This window comes from Streptomyces sp. AA4 (assembly GCF_000158875.1).
Lineage (GTDB): Bacteria > Actinomycetota > Actinomycetes > Mycobacteriales > Pseudonocardiaceae > Amycolatopsis.
On record NZ_GG657746.1, the window covers coordinates 5150375 to 5166620 of the forward strand.

The 16246-nt window shown below is 69.9% G+C and carries 15 protein-coding genes; 7 read left to right on the forward strand and 8 right to left on the reverse strand.

Annotated elements, in window-relative coordinates; genetic code table 11:
- The first annotated feature begins 1 nt into the window (after nucleotide 1).
- A complete protein-coding gene (locus tag SSMG_RS23580) occupies nucleotides 2–946 on the forward strand; it encodes a helix-turn-helix domain-containing protein (protein ID WP_009080100.1) in 945 nt (314 codons plus the stop codon).
- On the opposite strand, the gene SSMG_RS23585 is transcribed toward SSMG_RS23580, so the two are convergent.
- From SSMG_RS23585 to SSMG_RS23600, 4 genes are all read right to left on the reverse strand, one after another.
- A complete protein-coding gene (locus tag SSMG_RS23585; protein WP_009080101.1) occupies nucleotides 924–1898 on the reverse strand; it encodes an NADPH:quinone oxidoreductase family protein in 975 nt (324 codons plus the stop codon). The genes SSMG_RS23580 and SSMG_RS23585 overlap by 23 nt on opposite strands.
- A 14-nt stretch (nucleotides 1899–1912) precedes the next feature.
- Entirely contained in the window at nucleotides 1913–3331 is a 1419-nt protein-coding gene (pntB, locus tag SSMG_RS23590; protein ID WP_009080103.1) for a Re/Si-specific NAD(P)(+) transhydrogenase subunit beta, read from the reverse strand.
- A 22-nt stretch (nucleotides 3332–3353) separates the two neighbouring features.
- Complete coding sequence (locus SSMG_RS23595; protein WP_009080104.1) at nucleotides 3354–4877, reverse strand: Re/Si-specific NAD(P)(+) transhydrogenase subunit alpha; 1524 nt, start codon at nucleotides 4875–4877, stop codon at nucleotides 3354–3356.
- Nucleotides 4878–5829: 952 nt separating this feature from the next.
- A complete protein-coding gene (locus SSMG_RS23600; RefSeq protein WP_037714622.1) occupies nucleotides 5830–7449 on the reverse strand; it encodes an alkaline phosphatase family protein in 1620 nt (539 codons plus the stop codon).
- 253 nt (nucleotides 7450–7702) lie between these two features.
- On the opposite strand from SSMG_RS23600, the gene SSMG_RS23605 reads away from it, so the two are divergent.
- Together SSMG_RS23605 and SSMG_RS23610 are read left to right on the forward strand one after the other, a co-directional pair.
- The gene (locus SSMG_RS23605) at nucleotides 7703–8035 is read left to right on the forward strand and encodes a VOC family protein (protein WP_009080106.1); all 333 of its coding nucleotides are present in this window, start codon (nucleotides 7703–7705) and stop codon (nucleotides 8033–8035) included.
- 81 nt (nucleotides 8036–8116) lie between these two features.
- On the forward strand, nucleotides 8117–8971 hold the full coding sequence (locus SSMG_RS23610; RefSeq protein WP_037714624.1) for an alpha/beta fold hydrolase: 855 nt from the start codon (nucleotides 8117–8119) through the stop codon (nucleotides 8969–8971).
- 4 nt (nucleotides 8972–8975) lie between these two features.
- Here SSMG_RS23610 and SSMG_RS23615 read toward each other — a convergent pair whose 3' ends face one another.
- On the reverse strand, nucleotides 8976–9851 hold the full coding sequence (locus tag SSMG_RS23615; RefSeq protein ID WP_009080109.1) for an oxidoreductase: 876 nt from the start codon (nucleotides 9849–9851) through the stop codon (nucleotides 8976–8978).
- Between the two features lie 61 nt (nucleotides 9852–9912).
- On the opposite strand from SSMG_RS23615, the gene SSMG_RS23620 reads away from it, so the two are divergent.
- Entirely contained in the window at nucleotides 9913–10509 is a 597-nt protein-coding gene (locus SSMG_RS23620; RefSeq protein WP_009080111.1) for a TetR/AcrR family transcriptional regulator, read from the forward strand.
- Nucleotides 10510–10561: 52 nt separating this feature from the next.
- A complete protein-coding gene (locus tag SSMG_RS23625; protein ID WP_037717819.1) occupies nucleotides 10562–11167 on the forward strand; it encodes a TetR/AcrR family transcriptional regulator in 606 nt (201 codons plus the stop codon).
- Between the two features lie 217 nt (nucleotides 11168–11384).
- On the opposite strand, the gene SSMG_RS23630 is transcribed toward SSMG_RS23625, so the two are convergent.
- From SSMG_RS23630 to SSMG_RS23640, 3 genes are all read right to left on the reverse strand, one after another.
- On the reverse strand, nucleotides 11385–12995 hold the full coding sequence (locus SSMG_RS23630; protein ID WP_037714627.1) for a class I adenylate-forming enzyme family protein: 1611 nt from the start codon (nucleotides 12993–12995) through the stop codon (nucleotides 11385–11387).
- A gap of 79 nt (nucleotides 12996–13074) precedes the next feature.
- Nucleotides 13075–13860 carry a MaoC/PaaZ C-terminal domain-containing protein gene (locus SSMG_RS23635; protein WP_009080117.1) on the reverse strand — a complete coding sequence of 262 codons (786 nt, stop codon included), beginning with the start codon at nucleotides 13858–13860 and terminating at the stop codon, nucleotides 13075–13077.
- Nucleotides 13857–14765 carry an SDR family oxidoreductase gene (locus tag SSMG_RS23640; RefSeq protein WP_037714629.1) on the reverse strand — a complete coding sequence of 303 codons (909 nt, stop codon included), beginning with the start codon at nucleotides 14763–14765 and terminating at the stop codon, nucleotides 13857–13859. The genes SSMG_RS23635 and SSMG_RS23640 overlap by 4 nt, the downstream gene beginning before the upstream one ends.
- 92 nt (nucleotides 14766–14857) lie before the next feature.
- On the opposite strand from SSMG_RS23640, the gene SSMG_RS23645 reads away from it, so the two are divergent.
- Nucleotides 14858–15616 carry an enoyl-CoA hydratase family protein gene (locus SSMG_RS23645; protein ID WP_009080121.1) on the forward strand — a complete coding sequence of 253 codons (759 nt, stop codon included), beginning with the start codon at nucleotides 14858–14860 and terminating at the stop codon, nucleotides 15614–15616.
- A 16-nt stretch (nucleotides 15617–15632) separates the two neighbouring features.
- The coding region (locus SSMG_RS23650) for a nitronate monooxygenase family protein (protein ID WP_037717821.1) at nucleotides 15633–16246 on the forward strand (614 nt) is incomplete at its 3' end.

A 16246-nucleotide genomic window follows, 5' to 3' on the forward strand; every position in this document is an offset into this window, starting at 1 on the left:
CATGGACCTGCGCGAACTAGGCGGCTACCTCAAATCGCGGCGAGACCGGATCAACCCGGCGGACGTCGGCCTGACCGCCGGGCCGCGCCGCCGGGTGGCCGGGCTGCGCCGCGACGAGATCGCCACCCTGGCGCGCGCCTCGGTGGACTACTACGTGCAGCTGGAGCAGGGCCGCGGCGCCCAGCCGTCCGAGCAGATGCTCGCCGCGCTGGCCCGCGCGCTGCGGCTGAGCAGCGACGAACGCGACCACCTCTACCACCTGGCGGGCCGCCCGCTGCCGCCCGCGTCGAGCGGCCACGCGCACGTCCAGCCAGCACTGCTCAACCTCCTCGAACAGCTGTCCGCGACGCCCGCGCAGGTGATGACCGACCTCAGCGTCCCGCTCGTGCAGAACCGGCTCGCCGAGGCGCTGCTCGGCCCCGCGACACCCGGCGAAGGCGTCCAGGCCAGCTTTGTGTATCAGTGGTTCACCGACCCCGCCGCGCGCGAGCGGTACCACCCCGACGAACACGGGCACCAGTCGCGAGTCTTCGTCGCCGACCTGCGCGCCGCACTCGCCAAACGCGGCCGCGACGCCCTGGCCGACGAGCTTCTGGCGACGCTGCTCGCGAGGAGCGAGGAATTCGCGCAGCTCTGGGAACAACGAGAGGTCGCCGTCCGGCGCACCGACCGCAAACGGCTCCTGCACCCGACGCTCGGCGTCCTGGAACTCGACTGCATGAACCTGCTCAGCGAGGATGGCGGCCAGCGCCTCCTGTGGTTCACCGCCCCGCCGGGCAGCGACCACCTGAAACTGCTGGCCGCCATCGGCACCCAGAACCTCGCACCACAGCAGTCCGCTATGGACGCGCGGCAGGATGAGCATCTCCCTCCGGTCCCGGAAGTCACTCGACGTTCTCGAACTCGACTGCCGCGTCAGTCCACTATGGACGCACCGACAGGATGAGCTTCCCCATCGCCTTCCGGTTCTCGATGGCCTCCAACGCGTCCCGCACCTCCGCCAGCGCGTAACTCCCGCCCAGCGGCGGCACGATCGCGCCCTCGGCCAGCTTCGGCAGCAGTTCCGCCCACTGCCCCTGCAGGTACCCCGGCCGCGGCAGCGCGTACGCGCCCCACCCGACGCCCACGACGTCCAAGTTGTTCAGCAGCAACCGGTTCACCTTCACCTCCGGGATCGACCCGCCGGTGAACCCGATGACCAGCATCCGGCCGTCCGCGGCCAGGCAGCGCAGCGAATCGGTGAACCGGTCGCCGCCGACGACGTCCGCGATCACGTCGACGCCGCGGCCTCCGGTCGACGCCTTCACCGCGTCCTTGAACCCGTCCGCCAGCACGTACTCGTCCGCCCCGGCCGCGACCGCCGCCTCGCCCTTCTCCGGCGTCGACACCACCCCGAGCACCTTGCCCGCCCCGAACGCCTTCGCGACCTGGATCACCGCCGTCCCGACCCCGCCGGCCGCGCCGTGCACCAGCACCGTCTCCCCGGCCGCCATCCGGCCGCGGCGGCACAGCGCGAAATGCGCGGTCAGGTAGTTGAACGGAATCGCCGCCGCCTGGTCGAAGCCGAGGCCGTCCGGGATCGGGAACACCGCGTCCGCCGCGCACGCGACCCGCTCGGCGAACCCGCCCAGGAACGGCAGCGCCGCGACCCGGTCCCCCGCCTTGACCGCCGCGCCCTCCGGAGCCTCCGCCACGACCCCGGCGACCTCCGCGCCCGGGATGAACGGCAGCTCCGGTTTCACCTGGTACAGCCCGCGCGTCTGCAGCAGATCCGGGAACGCCACCCCGGCCGCGTGCACGTCGATCAGCACCTGATCGGCCGTCCGGGCGGGCGACTCCGCCTCGACCACGGACACGGTCGACGGGCCTTCGAGATCCTTGATGTGTACGGCTTTCATGCGTTTCTCCTGATTCACAGCGCGGAGAGGATGTCGTTGACGCGGTCCTTGGCGTCGCCGAAGAGCATCGCCGAGTTCTCTCGGAAGAACAGCGGGTTCTGCACGCCCGCATAGCCGGAGGCCATGGAGCGTTTGAACACGATCACGTTCTCGGCTTCCCAGACGGTCAGCACCGGCATGCCCGCGATCGGACTGCCGGGGTCCTCGGCAGCGGCGGGGTTGACGGTGTCGTTCGCGCCGATGACGAGGACGACGTCGGTGTCGGCGAAGTCGTCGTTGATCTCGTCCAGTTCCAGCACGATGTCGTACGGGACCTTGGCCTCGGCGAGGAGGACGTTCATGTGGCCGGGCAGTCGTCCGGCGACGGGATGGATGCCGAACCGGACCTCGATGCCCTTGTCGCGCAGTTTCCGGGTCAGCTCCGCGACCCCGTACTGGGCTTGCGCGACGGCCATTCCGTAGCCCGGGGTGATGATCACTTTGGAGGCTCCGGTGAGCAGTTCCGCAGCGCCCTCGGCGGTGATTTCCCGGTGCTCCCCGTAATCCTTGTCGCCACTGGGCCCGGCTTCGATGCCGAAACCGCCCGCGATGACGGAGATGAACGACCGGTTCATCGCCTTGCACATGATGTAGGACAGATACGCACCGGAGGACCCGACGAGGGCGCCGGTGATGATCAGCAGGTCGTTCTCCAGCAGGAACCCCGACGCCGCCGCGGCCCACCCGGAATAGCTGTTGAGCATCGACACGACCACCGGCATGTCCCCGCCGCCGATCGAGGCCACCAGATGCCACCCCAACGCCAAAGCGAGGACCGTGACGACGAGCAGCAGCCACAGCGCCGGGCTGATCACGAACCAGGCGGTGAACGCGACGAACAGGACGAGGGCGCCGAGGTTGAGGATGTTCTTGCCGGGCAGCATCAGCGGTGCGGACTTCATCTTCGCCGACAGTTTCAGGTTCGCCACGATCGACCCGGTGAACGTCACCGCCCCGATGAACACCCCGATGAACACCTCGGCGTGGTGAATCCCCAACGTCCCCAACGCTTCCAAGTGGCGCGCTTCGGTTCCGGTCGGGTCGCATTCCACCTGGAGATACCCGTTCCAGCCCACCAGGACGGCGGCGAGACCGACGAACGAGTGGAGCAGGGCGATCAGCTCGGGCATGCCGGTCATCTCGACCACCGCCGCCCGCCGCAGCCCGATCCCGGCGCCGATCACCATCGCGACGACCATCAACGCGATCGAGGTCCCGGTGATGTCCCCGGTGACCGCTTGGGCGATGGTCGCGATCAGCGCGACGACCATCCCGGCGATGCCGAAATAGTTCCCGACCCGCGCGGTTTCGTGCCGGGACAATCCGGCGAGGGCGAGAATGAACAACAGCCCGGCCACGATGTAGGCGGCCTGGCTCGCAGTGTGCACAGTCATCAGAAAAGAAGGCCTTCCGGGGTCAGCTGCGGGAGAACATCGCGAGCATCCGGCGGGTCACCGCGAACCCGCCGAAAATGTTGATCGTCGCCAGCAACGTCGCCACCGCCGCCAGCACCACCACCACCGTGTTGCCGCTGACCAGATTCAGCAGAGCGCCCACGACGATGATCCCGGAAATCGCGTTCGTCACCGACATCAACGGCGTGTGCAGCGCATGATGCACATGCCCGATCACGTAATACCCGATCACGATCGCCAACGCGAACACCGTCAAATGCGGCAACAACGCCGCCGGAGCCAACGCCGCCAGCAACAGGAACACCGCCGCGATCCCCAACACGATCCCGAGCCTGCGGCCCGAGGACATCGGTTCCTTCGCCGGTTCCTCCTCCTTCACCGGCGCCGCGGGTTTCTGCGGCACCGCGGAGACCTGCACCGGCGGGGGCGGCCACGTCAATTCGCCGTTGCGCACCACGGTGATCGAGCGGACCACCACGTCGTCGAAGTCCACGACCAGCCGGCCGTCCTTCTCCGGCGTCATCAGCTTCATCAGGTTCACCAGGTTGGTGCCGTAGAGCTGCGACGCCTGCGCCGGAAGCCGACCGGCCAGATCCGTGTAGCCGAGGATCGTCACGCCGTTGCCGGTGACGACGCTTTCCCCGGCGACCGAGCCCTCGACGTTGCCGCCGTTCGCCGCGGCCATGTCCACGATCACCGAACCCGGCTTCATCGACGCCACCATCTCGCCGGTGATGATCCGCGGCGCCGGACGCCCCGGAATCAACGCCGTCGTCACAATAATGTCGACCTCGCGGCACTGGGCCGCATAGAGTTCCTTCTCGCGGGCCTTGTAGTCGTCGCCCATTTCCTTCGCGTAGCCGGTGGCGGAGACCTCGGCGTTCGGGTCCTCGATGGACAGATACTCCCCGCCCAGGCTCTTCACCTGATCCGCCACCTCCGGTCGCGGGTCCGTCGCCCGCACGATCGCGCCCAGGGATCCCGCCGCGCCGATCGCCGCCAACCCCGCCACACCCGCGCCCACGACCAGGACCTTCGCCGGGTTGACCTTCCCTGCCGCGGTCACCTGGCCGGTGAAGAACCGCCCGAACGTGTGCGCCGCCTCGACCACCGCGCGGTAGCCCGCGATGTTCGCCATCGACGACAGCACGTCCAGCGACTGCGCCCGGCTGATCCGCGGCACCGCGTCCATCGCCAACGCGGTGATCGGCCGCTTCGCCAGATCCTCCACCAACTCCGGCTTCAACGCCGGAGCCAACAGGCTCACCACCGTCGCCCCGGACTTCACCGCATCCAGCTGCGACGACGACGGCGCGTTCACCCCGAACACAATGTCCGCCTCGGCGACCGACCCGACCGACGCGCCCGCCTCGACATACGCCTCGTCAAAGAAGCCCGACGCCAGACCGGCACCTGGCTCCACCGTGACGTCGTAACCCAGCCCGCGCAGCTTGCCTACCGTTTCCGGAGTCGCCGCGACGCGCGTCTCCCCCGGCCGGGCCTCCTTGAGCACCCCGATCAGCATGCCGTCTCCTTCCCGCTCGTTCGCGGAAGATCCGCCGGCCGGGCCTGACGGCGTTTTGGGTCGCCACCTGGTCCGACTTCGCCCGCTTCAGGTACAGATGCGCTGGATACTCCCATGCCGCCCGGCCTCCGGCAGCCAACCGGAGGCCCTTTTTCAGCGGCGAGTGCAACGAGAGCACGGTCATAGCCCCCGACTGTCCCTGCGGCCGGGTCCCGCGCGCGGTTTCCCGGACCGCGGCGGCACCCCGGGAAACCGCCGACTACCCGGTTGAACCGCCGCGCCCGGTCCCGGCCTCCGCCACCCCGGGCGCGGCAGCGGGCCTGGCCACCGGATCGATCACCGGATCGATCACGACGTCCGCAGTGATGTCCGCCACTTGACAACCGATGCCGCTCGGGACATCCAGGTCCGCAATGCGTCGACCGGGCCGACTTCGCCGTCCAAGCGGCAGCGCAGCCGCCGGGGCGCGGTCCTCCCGGCTCAGCCGACCGGGTGTGGCGCAACCCGCTGCTCCGCTCGGAGCCCGCGGTCGCGTACCGGGTCAGCTCGCCCTCGAACACGGGAAGATCGAGCGGCTCCACCGGGTGCACCACGATCCGCGCCGCCAGGTCCACATTGGACACGCGCGCTTCCGGACACCGTTCGAGCAGGTCACGCACGTAGACGAGCTGTACGCGCAGCAGTTGCGGATCGTCGAGGTAATTCTGGACGCCACGTCCACGAGTTCGCGGCGCGCGCCGTCAGCGCAACGACCCGATCGACACCCGCGCCCGCCCTGTGATCCGATTCGTCGTGCCCGCCGCTTAGCCCAACTCGGCGAAGATCCGCGCAGCGGCCGCGAGGATCCGCTGCCGGTGCGCGGCTGAAGCCGCTTGCCGGGCCTCCTCTGAGCGGCACCGATGCCTGCCGGCCTCGGCCCGGCCCTCCCGGGAGCCGGGCCGAGGCCAGCGGGCTAGTCGCGGCCCAGGCCCGGCAGCGGGCGCGTGCCCTCCGCGCGCACCGCGTCCAGCGCACGCGGGTCCAGATCCAGCAGGCGCAGGATCGTCGGCGCGATCTGCGTCGTCTCGACCGCCGCCGGGATCCGCACGCCGTGCCCGCCGCTGACCACCAGCGGGACCGCGCGGTCGTCGGCCGCCGCGCCGCCGTGTTCGGCGATCTTCGAGTGGCCGCCGGTGTACACGACGCCGTGCTGCGCGATGCCGACCAGGTCCGGCACCCGCGGATCGCCCTGAGCGGTGTGGAAGTACCGGGCGGCGTCGGCTCCGGCGTAGGCCTCGCTCAAGCCCGCGTGCGTGAACGGCTTCGGCGCGCCGGTGCTGCCGTTTCCGGTGCCGGACTGGGCCAGCAGGTACTGCCGGGCGAACGCGGCGGCCTCCGGCGAGCGGTCGGTGAACCACAGCAGCATCGCGTCGTCGTCGGTGGACTGGGCGACCAGGTCGGGCGCGCCCGGGTGCGCGGCGCGCCAGGCCGAGTTCAGCCCGGCGAGCAGCGGAGCGTCGTCGATCCGGGTCAGCGCGGCCGGATCGATCGGCGACTGGCCGTGTTTCGCGGACAGGACCACGGCCGTCGAGCCGTCCAGGTGCTGTTTCCGCAGTTCAGCGACGAATGCGCCGACCTGCCGGTCCACGGAGTCCAAAGCGGACCGCAGCACCGGGCCGGGCGTCCCGTCCGCCTGGTAACCGCCGGGCTGGCCGCCGGAAACCGGCAGTTTCTGCGCCGTGGAAACGGACTGGAAGTTCATTCCGAACACTCCGGGCGTACCGGCACGGGTGCGTCCACTGTGGTCGAATCCGTCGATTTCGTTCAGAACGGCCTGGGCCTTGTAACCGTCGTAACGCTGGGTCGCGGCGTTGTCCTTGGTCCAGTCGGCGGAATTCGGTGCTTTGCTGTTGATCTCCGGCGTGAAGAGATCCTCGATCCCCGTCCCGGACGGACCGCTGAGCATTTCGTACGCCGGATGCTTGTCCGACCACGCGGTGCGCAATCCGGCCTGCCGGGCGACCTCGAACACGGTGTTCACCCGCAGGTATTGGTGCGGGTAAACGGGTTCGCACGTCTTCGGGTCGACCGGAAGCGCGGCGGGGTCGATCAGCGAACGCGGGTCGCCGGTCATCGCGAGCACGCCGTCGGGCAGGTTCGGCAGGCCCTGTCCGGCGTCGATGCTGTTCTGGTTCCGGTCGAGATCCTCGGTGTAGTCCACTGTGGACCCCGGCTTCGCGCCCGCGCACGACGTGGTGCCCGACGGCAGCAAAGCCCGGTTGTAGGTGGCGTCGTAATAGATCCCGGTGGTCGCCGGGTTTCCGCCGGTCACCTGGCCGACCATGCCGGGGAACGAATCCGACGGCACCGGCGTGTTCGCGTGCGTGTACTCGGTGCCGTGCGCGACGAGCGCGGCCAGCGCCGACCCGGGATGAGTGCGCGTGTACCACTCCAGGTCCGACTGGTGAAGCCCGTCGACCGAAAGCAGCAGCACGTGCTCGGTGCGCACCGGCGCGGCCAGCGCGGGCACGGCTGCCGCCACCGCAGCGGCAGCGGCCAGCGCCGCCGCGGCACGCCAACGAATTCTCGACACGGATGTCCTCCTCGTCTCCGCCGCCGACGCGGCGACCGGCGTATTCCAGGCCGCGCACAAAGACGAAGGAAAACCGCGGGAGAAACACAAGATGAACGCTGGCGGCGAACCAGCATGCGAATCGGGCGCAATTCGCCCTATTCGTTCAAGGCTGCGGATAGCGGCCGCCGGTCCGCGCGAGTGCTTGCACTTCGCTAGCACTTGTGGTCTCCTGGAAGTGCTTGCAAATCACAACCGCTTCGAAGGGGAAGCCATGATCCGCCGAGTACTCGCCCAGTGCACCGTCTCCGACCTCGCGCGGGCCGAGAAGTGGTACGCCGCGTTGTTCGACCGCGATCCGGACGCCCGGCCGATGCCCGGCCTGCTGGAATGGCATCTCGGCGACACCTTCGGCCTGCAGGTGTGGTCCGAACCCGAGCGGGCCGGACGGTCGACGGTCGTCTTGGAGGAGACGGATCTCGACGCGGCCGCCGCGCACGCGACCAAGGCCGGCGTCGCCCACGACGGACCGCAGCCGGGCGGCGGCGCGCGCATCCTGCCGCTCGCCGACCCGGACGGGAATCGCGTGGTCTTCATCGGCACGTGAGGCGGCTTGACCGCCCGGCCCGGACCGGCCTACTCTCGCGACTAGAGTGATCGCTCTAGTCGCGAACCCGAGGGAGGTCCGATGCCGCGCGTGGAACTGTCCGCCGGGCCGATCGACTACACCGACACCGGCGGCTCCGGCCCGGCCCTGGTATTCGGCCACGGGTTCCCGATGTCCGGCACGCAATGGCGCAAGGTCGTCCCGCTGCTGGACGGCTATCGCTGCCTGCTGCCCACGCTGCCGCTCGGCGCGCACCTCGCCCCGATGCGGCCGGACGCGGACCTGACCCAGTTCGGCGTCGCGCGGCTGCTCGGCGAATTCCTCGCCGCACTCGACCTCCACGACGCGACAATCGTGCTCAACGACTGGGGCGGCGGCCAATTCCTCGTCGCCGACGGACTGGCCCCGGCCGAACACGTCGCTCGGGTCGGGCGGCTCGCGCTCGTCGCGTGCGAGGCCTTCGACAACTTCCCGCCCAAGCCCGCGCGGGCGGCCGTGAAACTGCTCCGGCTGCCCGGCGGGCCGTGGCTGCACGCCCAGGCCACCCGGACCTCGTTTTACCGGCACGCCAAAGCCGCGTACGGCGGGATGTGCGAAAGCCGGATCCCGGACGACGTTCTCGAAGGCTGGTTCTCCCCGGCGTTGCGGGACAAGGAAATCCGCCGGGACATGGTCAAATTCGCCACCGGGAGCCCGCCGCGGCGCGTGCTGCTCGAATGGACGGAGCGGCTGCGGGCGTTCGAGCGGCCGGTCCTGGTGGTGTGGGCGGGCAAGGACCGGATGATGCCCGCCGAGCACGGACGACGGCTCGCCGACCTGTTTCCGGACGGCCGTCTCGTGGAGATCCCGGACAGCGGCACGCTGATTCCCGAGGATCAGCCGGAATTGCTGGCCAAGGAACTGACCGCGTTCCTCGCCGAAACCGGCGCGCGCTGAGTCGTCAGGCCGATACCGTCAGCGGGAAACGCACGCCGGTCAGCTCTTCGGAGACTGTCCACAAGCGACGGGCAGTCTCCATGTCGCGTGCTTTCGCTGACCGGCCAACGAGTTTCGGCGCGCCGCGGTTCTGCAGGAAGCTGCGCGGACCCGCGTAGCTGTTCCCGGGAATGTCGGCCAAAGCGGCGTAAAGGGTCGGCCGGGCGCCCTGCTCGGGGGTTTGCGCGATCAAGCGAGTGCCGAATTTCGCGAGGGAAGAGAGCACCGGCGTCTCGACTTTCAGCAGGTTCGTCGCCGCCACGCCCGGATGCGCGGCGGTCGCGAGCACCGGCGAACCGGCTTCGGTCAGCCGCCGCTGGAGTTCGGCGGTGAACAGCAGGTTCGCGAGTTTCGACTGCCCGTAGGCCGCCGTCGCCCGGTACGGCCTGCGTTCCCAGTTCAGGTCGGCGAAATCGATCGAGCCGACCCGGTGCCCGTTCGACGAAACGGTCACCACCCGGCCGCGGATCTGCCGCAGCAGCAGGTTCGTGAGCGCGAAATGGCCGAGATGATTGGTCCCGAACTGGGATTCGAAGCCGTCCGCGGTGCGCGACAGCGGCGGGATCATGATGCCGGCGTTGTTGATCAGCAGGTCGATCGGCTCGGTGAACTCCGCGGCGAACGCGCGGACCGACGCCAGGTCGGCGAGGTCGAGCCGCCGGACTTCGACGTCGCCGGGCAGCTGGTCGGCGACCTCGCGGCCGCTGTGCGGATTCCGCACCGCGAGCACCACCCGCGCGCCCTTGGCCGCCAGTGCCGCCGCTGTCGCCCTGCCCAATCCGCTGTTCGCGCCGGTGATCACGGCCGTGCGGCCGGTCTGGTTTTCCGGAAGAAGGTCCATGTCCCCAAAGTAGGCACCGGCAACAATGTTGTCAACGGAAACATACTGCTAGACTCGTCGGGTGCCCGACCAGCCCGAAGACCGCCCCTACCACCACGGCAGCCTCCGCACCGCCTTGCTCGACGCGGCTGAACGCGGTCTGCGCGCGCACGGGGCCGACCGCCTGTCGTTGCGCGACCTGGCCCGGGAGATCGGCGTCAGTCACGCCGCGCCGCGCCGCCACTTCCCCGATCGGCAGGCGTTGCTCGACGCCCTCGCCGAAGCCGGTTTCGCCCGCCTGGACAGCGCGTTGCGAACGGCCCTGAAGACCGCCAACGACTTCCCGGGCCGCGTACGCGCCGCAGCCACCGCGTACACCCGCTTCGCCACCGAGAACTCGGCGCTGCTGGAACTGATGTACACGAGCAAGCACCGCCCCGGCGCGTCGCGGATCGTGCAGGCCGCCGAAGCGCCGTTCTCGCTGATGAACGACCTGATCGTCGAAGGCCAGCAGCAGGGCGCGCTGCAGGACGGCCCGCCGCAGCAGATCGGCGTCGTGCTGTTCGCGACGCTGCAAGGAATCGCGACGCTCGGCAACGGGAACCTGGTTCCGCCGGAATTGCTCGACGGGCTCGTGGACACCGCCGTCACGCAGTTCCTGCGCGGCGCTCGTCCATAACAAAACCGATAGGCCGGGCGAATGCGGCGGACAATTGGATACCGTGGTCGGCATGGCTGACCAACGACCGCTCGGCTTGCGGGAACGCAAGAAGCTCGACACGCGCAAAGCGCTGAGCGACGCCGCAGTGGCGCTGATGTATGAGAGAGGTCCAGACAACGTCGTCCGCGAGGACATCGCCGAGCGCGCCGGGGTGTCGCTCCGGACGTTCAGCAACTACTTCGCCACGAAATACGACGCGGTCGCCTACCGGCAGGAGCACCGGATCCGGCTCAGCGCGGAACTGCTGCGCAAGCGCCCGGCCGACGAACCGCTGTGGACCGCGCTCGCCGAAGCGCTCATCGAACCGCTGCGCGCCGACGGAGTGCCGTACGGGCAGCCGGCGTCCGAGCAGATCAGCGCGGTGCAGGCGTGGAGCGCGACGCCGGAGATGCGCACCGCGCTGGCCCGCGTGGACACCGGCGAACTGGTGAAGGCGATCGCCGAACGCACCGGCACGCGGGTCGGCGAGCTGTACCCGCAACTGGTGTCCGACGTCGCGATCGCGGCGATGATGACGGTGCTGAACCGGTTTCTGGACGAGAGCTTGGAGAAGAACGTCCCGGCGACGTTGCGCGAGGTGTTCGCGGGGATTTCCCGGGGGTTGCCGCCTCGGTGATCAGCAGTCTCCGCCGGTCCTCCTCGGTGAGCAGCCGGTACGGACTGGTCCGGTTCGGCGCGTGCCATCCGGACCACCGCAGATCGCCATTTCGTACCGAGATCCGGTTTCGCGGCAAGGAATTCGTTGAAGCCAAGCGGATCGAATGCGACATTCTCAGCGGGAATCACCGCCGCCAATCAGCAGGTCCGCGGGGGTCGTGCCGAACTTCCCGGCGCTACTCCCACCGCACCAACCGCCGCACAACCTTCCCCGTCGCGTTCCGCGGCAACGCCTCCCTGGTCAGAAACCACGCCGTCGGCACCTTGTACCGAGCGAGCCGAGCACTGAGGTATCCGCGCAGTTCCTCAACGTCCACATCGGACTCCGCACGGAGCACTACCTTCGCCGCGACGAGCTGACCGTAGTCCGGATCCGGCAGTCCGGCCACGATGCACTCCGCGACCCCGGGGTGTCCGGCGAGCTGTTCCTCCACCTCCGCCGGATAAATGTTCTCCGCCCCGCGCAGGATCAGATCGCTGCGCCTGCTCAGCACGAACAACGCACCGTCGCGCAGGTGTCCGAGGTCGCCGGTCCGGAACCAGCCGTCGCCGGTGAACGCGGCTGCCGTCGCGGCCGGGTCGTTGAAGTAGCCGAGCATCACCTGCGGGCCGCGCAGGTGGATCTCGCCGTCGGTGCCGTCGGGGACCGGGCGGCCGTCGGCGTCGCGGATCCGCACTTCCATGTTCGGCACGGGACGGCCCGCGGTGTCCGGGTCGGCGACGAGTTCGGCGGGGGTCGCGAGGGTGGCCGCGGTGGACGACTCGGTCAGGCCGTAATTCGTGCTCAGCGAGGCGGCCGCGCCCGGCAACGCTTCCCGCAGCCGGTCTTTCAGCTCGGCGGTCGACGGCGCGCTGCTGACCGAGACCGTCTTGAGCGCGCTGAGGTCGTATCCGGAGAGGTCGGCTTCGACCAGGCGGGACAGCATCGTCGGGACCGCGCCCCAGTTGGTGACCCGCTCGGCCTGCACGAGGTCCAGCACCCGGTGGATGTCGAATTTCCCTTGGTACAGCACGGCGGCATCGCCCACCGCGAGCCGCACGACGGCGAGGTTGTGCAGGGCGGCGATGTGGAACAACGGCGTGGCCAGCAGGAACCGGCGGTCCCGCGCCGGACGGCCGGATTCCGCCGCCACCGCGTCGTTGAACAGGTGGAACCAGACCGCGGCGAGCACGTTGCGGTGCGAATGCGTCGCGCCCTTCGGACGTCCGGAAGTGCCGCTCGTGAAGAGGATGACGGCCGGGTCGTCCTCGTCGACCGGCTCCGGCCGCAGCGGGGCGCCTTCGTGCCGGTCGAGGAGTTCCCGGTATTCGGGGCTGCCGAACTCCAGCACCGGAGCCGCGACCAGCGGGGTCCGGGCCGCGTCGGTCAGCACGACTTTCGGCGTGGTGAGGTCGAGGCCGTGCGCGACCTCGGGCGCGGCCCACATCGAGTTCATCCCGACCGCGATCGCGCCGAGCGACACCGCCGCCCAGAATCCGACTATCCACTCCGGACAGTTGGCCGCGCACAACGCGACCCGGTCCCCGCGTCCGACCCCGTATTCGTTCCGCAGCACCGAGGCGAGTGCCGCGACCCGGTCGTAGTGCCGGGCGAAGGTGAGCCGGCTGTCCACAGTGACCAGGTACTCGCGGTCGCCGAACCCGCGCGAGGCCTCGAGCAACTCGGTCAGGCACCGATGCCGCCGGGCGAACACCTTCGCCGGACGGCCCGCGACCGGTTCCGTCCGGATCTCGAATGGCGCGCCCGGCGCGGTCAGCCGCGCGATGATGTCGTCCCGATCGGTCATCGGTCGCCTCCCGTCGTGGTCATCGGACATCCCGCCGAACGCACCGCCCGCGTGCCGGTTCCCCCGAGGACCAGGATCGTTATCCGAAGTGGACCCGTCCGCCGTCGACCACCGGGCCGCGTTCCGACGTGATCCGCAGGCCGCCGTCAGGCCACCCCTCCACCCGCAATTGTTCGCCGGGGAAGACCGGAGCGGCGAATCGGCCTTCCAGCGACGTCAAATCCGCGGGGTGCGCGCCCACCTGCCGCGCGACGACCAGCGCGCCCGCGCCGAGGGTGGCCAAACCGTGCAGGATCGGACGGGGCTGGCCGATTCCGGCGGCGGCCGCGGGGTCGACGTGGATGTGGTGCCGGTCCCCCAGCAGCCGGTAGAGCAGCGCCTGATTGTCCGCAGTAGACAGTTCGGCAGTCCACTCCGGACTGTCCAAAGCGGGCGGACGGCTAGGGCCGCGTTCGCCGCCGAAGCCGCCTATACCGGGACAGAACAACGACCACGTCGCGACGAAGTAGTCCGATTCCACGGCCACCTCGTAGACCGCCGCGCTGCCTTTGTCCCATACCTCGGGGACGCGGGCCTGCATGGAAATCTCCCCGGCACGCGGCAAGGGCTTCCGCACCCGCAGCCGTTGCGAACCGTGCACCGCGTTGCCGACCTCGAACGCTCCGGCCGAGCCGAGGACGTCCGGGGCCCATTGGGCGAGCGTCAGCGCGAACGGCGGGAGCACTCGAAGCCGGTCCTCGAAGACCAGGTCGAGTTCGTCCGGCCGAGCGCCGATGGCGAGCGCGTAGAGGATCGGGTCGCGGTCGGAGTAGGCGACGGTTCGCTCGCCGAGGACGCGGCCTTTCCAGTCCAGCGGGCTGTTCACTGTGCGCCGTAAACCGGTTCGGGCGCGGGCGCTTCCTTCAGCAGTTCGCGTACGGCCGGGCCGACTTCGACAGCGGTCCAGCGCCGGTCCAGTTCGCGGGACGGACCGTGGCTCCAGCCGTTTTCCACGCAGATCCGGCCGCCTTCAACCTCGATCACGCGGCCGGTGACGTCCGCGGCGTCCTCGCTGGCGAGCCACGCGACGATCGGCGACACGTTGCCCGGGTGCATCGCGTCGAACCCCTCGTCCGGTGCGGCCATCTGGGACGCGAACGGGCCTTCGGTCATCCGGGTCCGCGCGGCCGGGGCCAGCGCGTTCACCGTGATGCCGTACCGGCCGAGTTCCGCGGCTCCGACCAGCGTCAACGCGGCGATCCCGGCCTTGGCGGCACTGTAGCTGCCCTGGCCGACGCTGCCCTGCAGACCCGCGCCGGAGGTGGTGTTGATGATCCGCGCCGCCCGCGTCCGCCCGGCTTTGGCCTCCGCGCGCCAGTAGCCCGCGGCGTGGTGCATCAGCGCGAAATGCCCCTTGAGGTGCACCGCGACGACCGCGTCCCACTCCTGCTCGCTGGTCGTCACGATCATCCGGTCGCGCACGAATCCGGCGTTGTTCACGACGATGTCCAGGCCGCCGAACTCGTCGACCGCCTGCCGCACCAACGCTTCCGTCGCCGCGAAGTTCGCGACGTCGGCGCCGTTCGCCACCGCTTCGCCGCCCAGCGCGCGGATCGCTTCGACCACTTCGCCGGCCGGACCGTCGGACGCTCCTTCCCCGGCGCCCGACGTGCCGAGGTCGTTGACCACGACGCGCGCGCCCTGGCGGGCGAGTTCCAGCGCGTGCTCGCGGCCGAGTCCGCGGCCGGCCCCGGTCACGATCGCGACCCGGCCTTCCAAGATCCCGCTCACTTCATCTCCGTTCGTCGACCCGTCGGCGAGGCGGTTCCCCGTAAACCAAGCAAGTGTTAGGCTACCAAGCAATCGCTAGGTTAGGAACGCACGTGACGATTTCCACGCAGCTCCACGACAACGGCACCCTCGTGGTCACCATGGACTACCCGCCGGTGAACGCCCTGCCGGTCGCCGGATGGTTCCGCCTCGCCGAAACGGTCCGGGAGGCGGGCGAGGACCCGGCGGTGCACGTCGTCCTGCTCCGCGCCGAGGGCCGCGGCTTCAACGCCGGCGTCGACATCAAGGAAATGCAGCGCACCACCGGTTTCGACGCCCTCGTCGGCGCGAACCGCGGCTGTTACCTGGCTTTCAAGGCGATCTACGAATGCGCCGTGCCGGTGATCGCCGCGGTGAACGGCTTCTGCCTCGGCGGCGGCGTCGGGCTGGTCGGCAACTGCGACACGATCATCGCCGCCGACGACGCGTACTTCGGCGTCCCCGAGGTGGACCGCGGCGCACTCGGCGCGGCGACCCACCTCGCCCGCTTGGTCCCCCAGCACCTCATGCGCACGCTGTACTTCACCAGCCGCACCATCGCGGCGAAAGACCTGGTGCAGCACGGCTCGGTGCTGGAAACCGTGCCCGCCGCCGACCTGCACGACGCCGCGCTCGCGCTCGCCGCCGAGGTCGCCGCGAAGGACCCGCGCGTCATCCGGGCCGCCAAAGCCGCGCTCAACGGCATCGACCCGGTCGACGTCAACCGCAGCTACCGTTACGAACAGGGCTACACCTTCGAACTCAACCTCATCGGAGCCGCCGACGAACACCGCGACGCCTTCGTCGCGACCGGCCGCCCGACGAACGACTGACCCCTCGAGGAGACCCGTGCCTCTCCGCACCCCGCTCACCGAACTGACCGGCGTCGCCCACCCGATCGTGCAAACCGGCATGGGCTGGGTAGCCGGCCCGCGCCTGGTCTCCGCGACCGCCAACGCCGGCGCGCTGGGCATCCTCGCCTCCGCGACGATGACCTACGACGCACTCGACCACGCCATCAAGGAAGTCAAGCAGCGCACGGACCAGCCCTTCGGCGTGAACCTCCGCGCCGACGCGGGCGACGCCGCCGAACGCGCCGAACTGCTGATACAGCACGGCGTCAAGGTGGCATCTTTCGCGCTGGCGCCCAAAAAGGACCTGATCGCCCGCCTCAAGGACCACGGCCTGGTCGTGATGCCCACCGTCGGCGCCGCCCGGCACGCCGAAAAGGTCGCCTCGTGGGGCGCCGACCTGGTGATGATGCAAGGCGGCGAAGGCGGCGGCCACACCGGTCCGACCGCCACCACCCTGCTGCTGCCATCTGTGCTCGACGCAGTTGATATCCCAGTAGTCGCCGCCGGAGGATTCTTCGACGGCCGCGGCCTGGCCGCCGCACTGTCGTACGGCGCCGCTGGCATCGGTATGGGCACGCGCTTCCTGCTCACCAGCGACAGCGCGGTGCC

What these genes read in the sequence shown, in the direction of transcription:
- SSMG_RS23615 (WP_009080109.1), bottom strand. Translation starts at nt 9,851, where the DNA reads ATGGACCTTCTTCCGGAAAACCAGACCGGCCGCACGGCCGTGATCACC.
- SSMG_RS23625 (WP_037717819.1), top strand. Translation starts at nt 10,562, where the DNA reads ATGGCTGACCAACGACCGCTCGGCTTGCGGGAACGCAAGAAGCTCGAC.
- pntB (WP_009080103.1), bottom strand. Translation starts at nt 3,331, where the DNA reads ATGACTGTGCACACTGCGAGCCAGGCCGCCTACATCGTGGCCGGGCTG.
- SSMG_RS23610 (WP_037714624.1), top strand. Translation starts at nt 8,117, where the DNA reads ATGCCGCGCGTGGAACTGTCCGCCGGGCCGATCGACTACACCGACACC.
- SSMG_RS23595 (WP_009080104.1), bottom strand. Translation starts at nt 4,877, where the DNA reads ATGCTGATCGGGGTGCTCAAGGAGGCCCGGCCGGGGGAGACGCGCGTC.
- SSMG_RS23580 (WP_009080100.1), top strand. Translation starts at nt 2, where the DNA reads ATGGACCTGCGCGAACTAGGCGGCTACCTCAAATCGCGGCGAGACCGG.
- SSMG_RS23630 (WP_037714627.1), bottom strand. Translation starts at nt 12,995, where the DNA reads ATGACCGATCGGGACGACATCATCGCGCGGCTGACCGCGCCGGGCGCG.
- SSMG_RS23605 (WP_009080106.1), top strand. Translation starts at nt 7,703, where the DNA reads ATGATCCGCCGAGTACTCGCCCAGTGCACCGTCTCCGACCTCGCGCGG.
- SSMG_RS23585 (WP_009080101.1), bottom strand. Translation starts at nt 1,898, where the DNA reads ATGAAAGCCGTACACATCAAGGATCTCGAAGGCCCGTCGACCGTGTCC.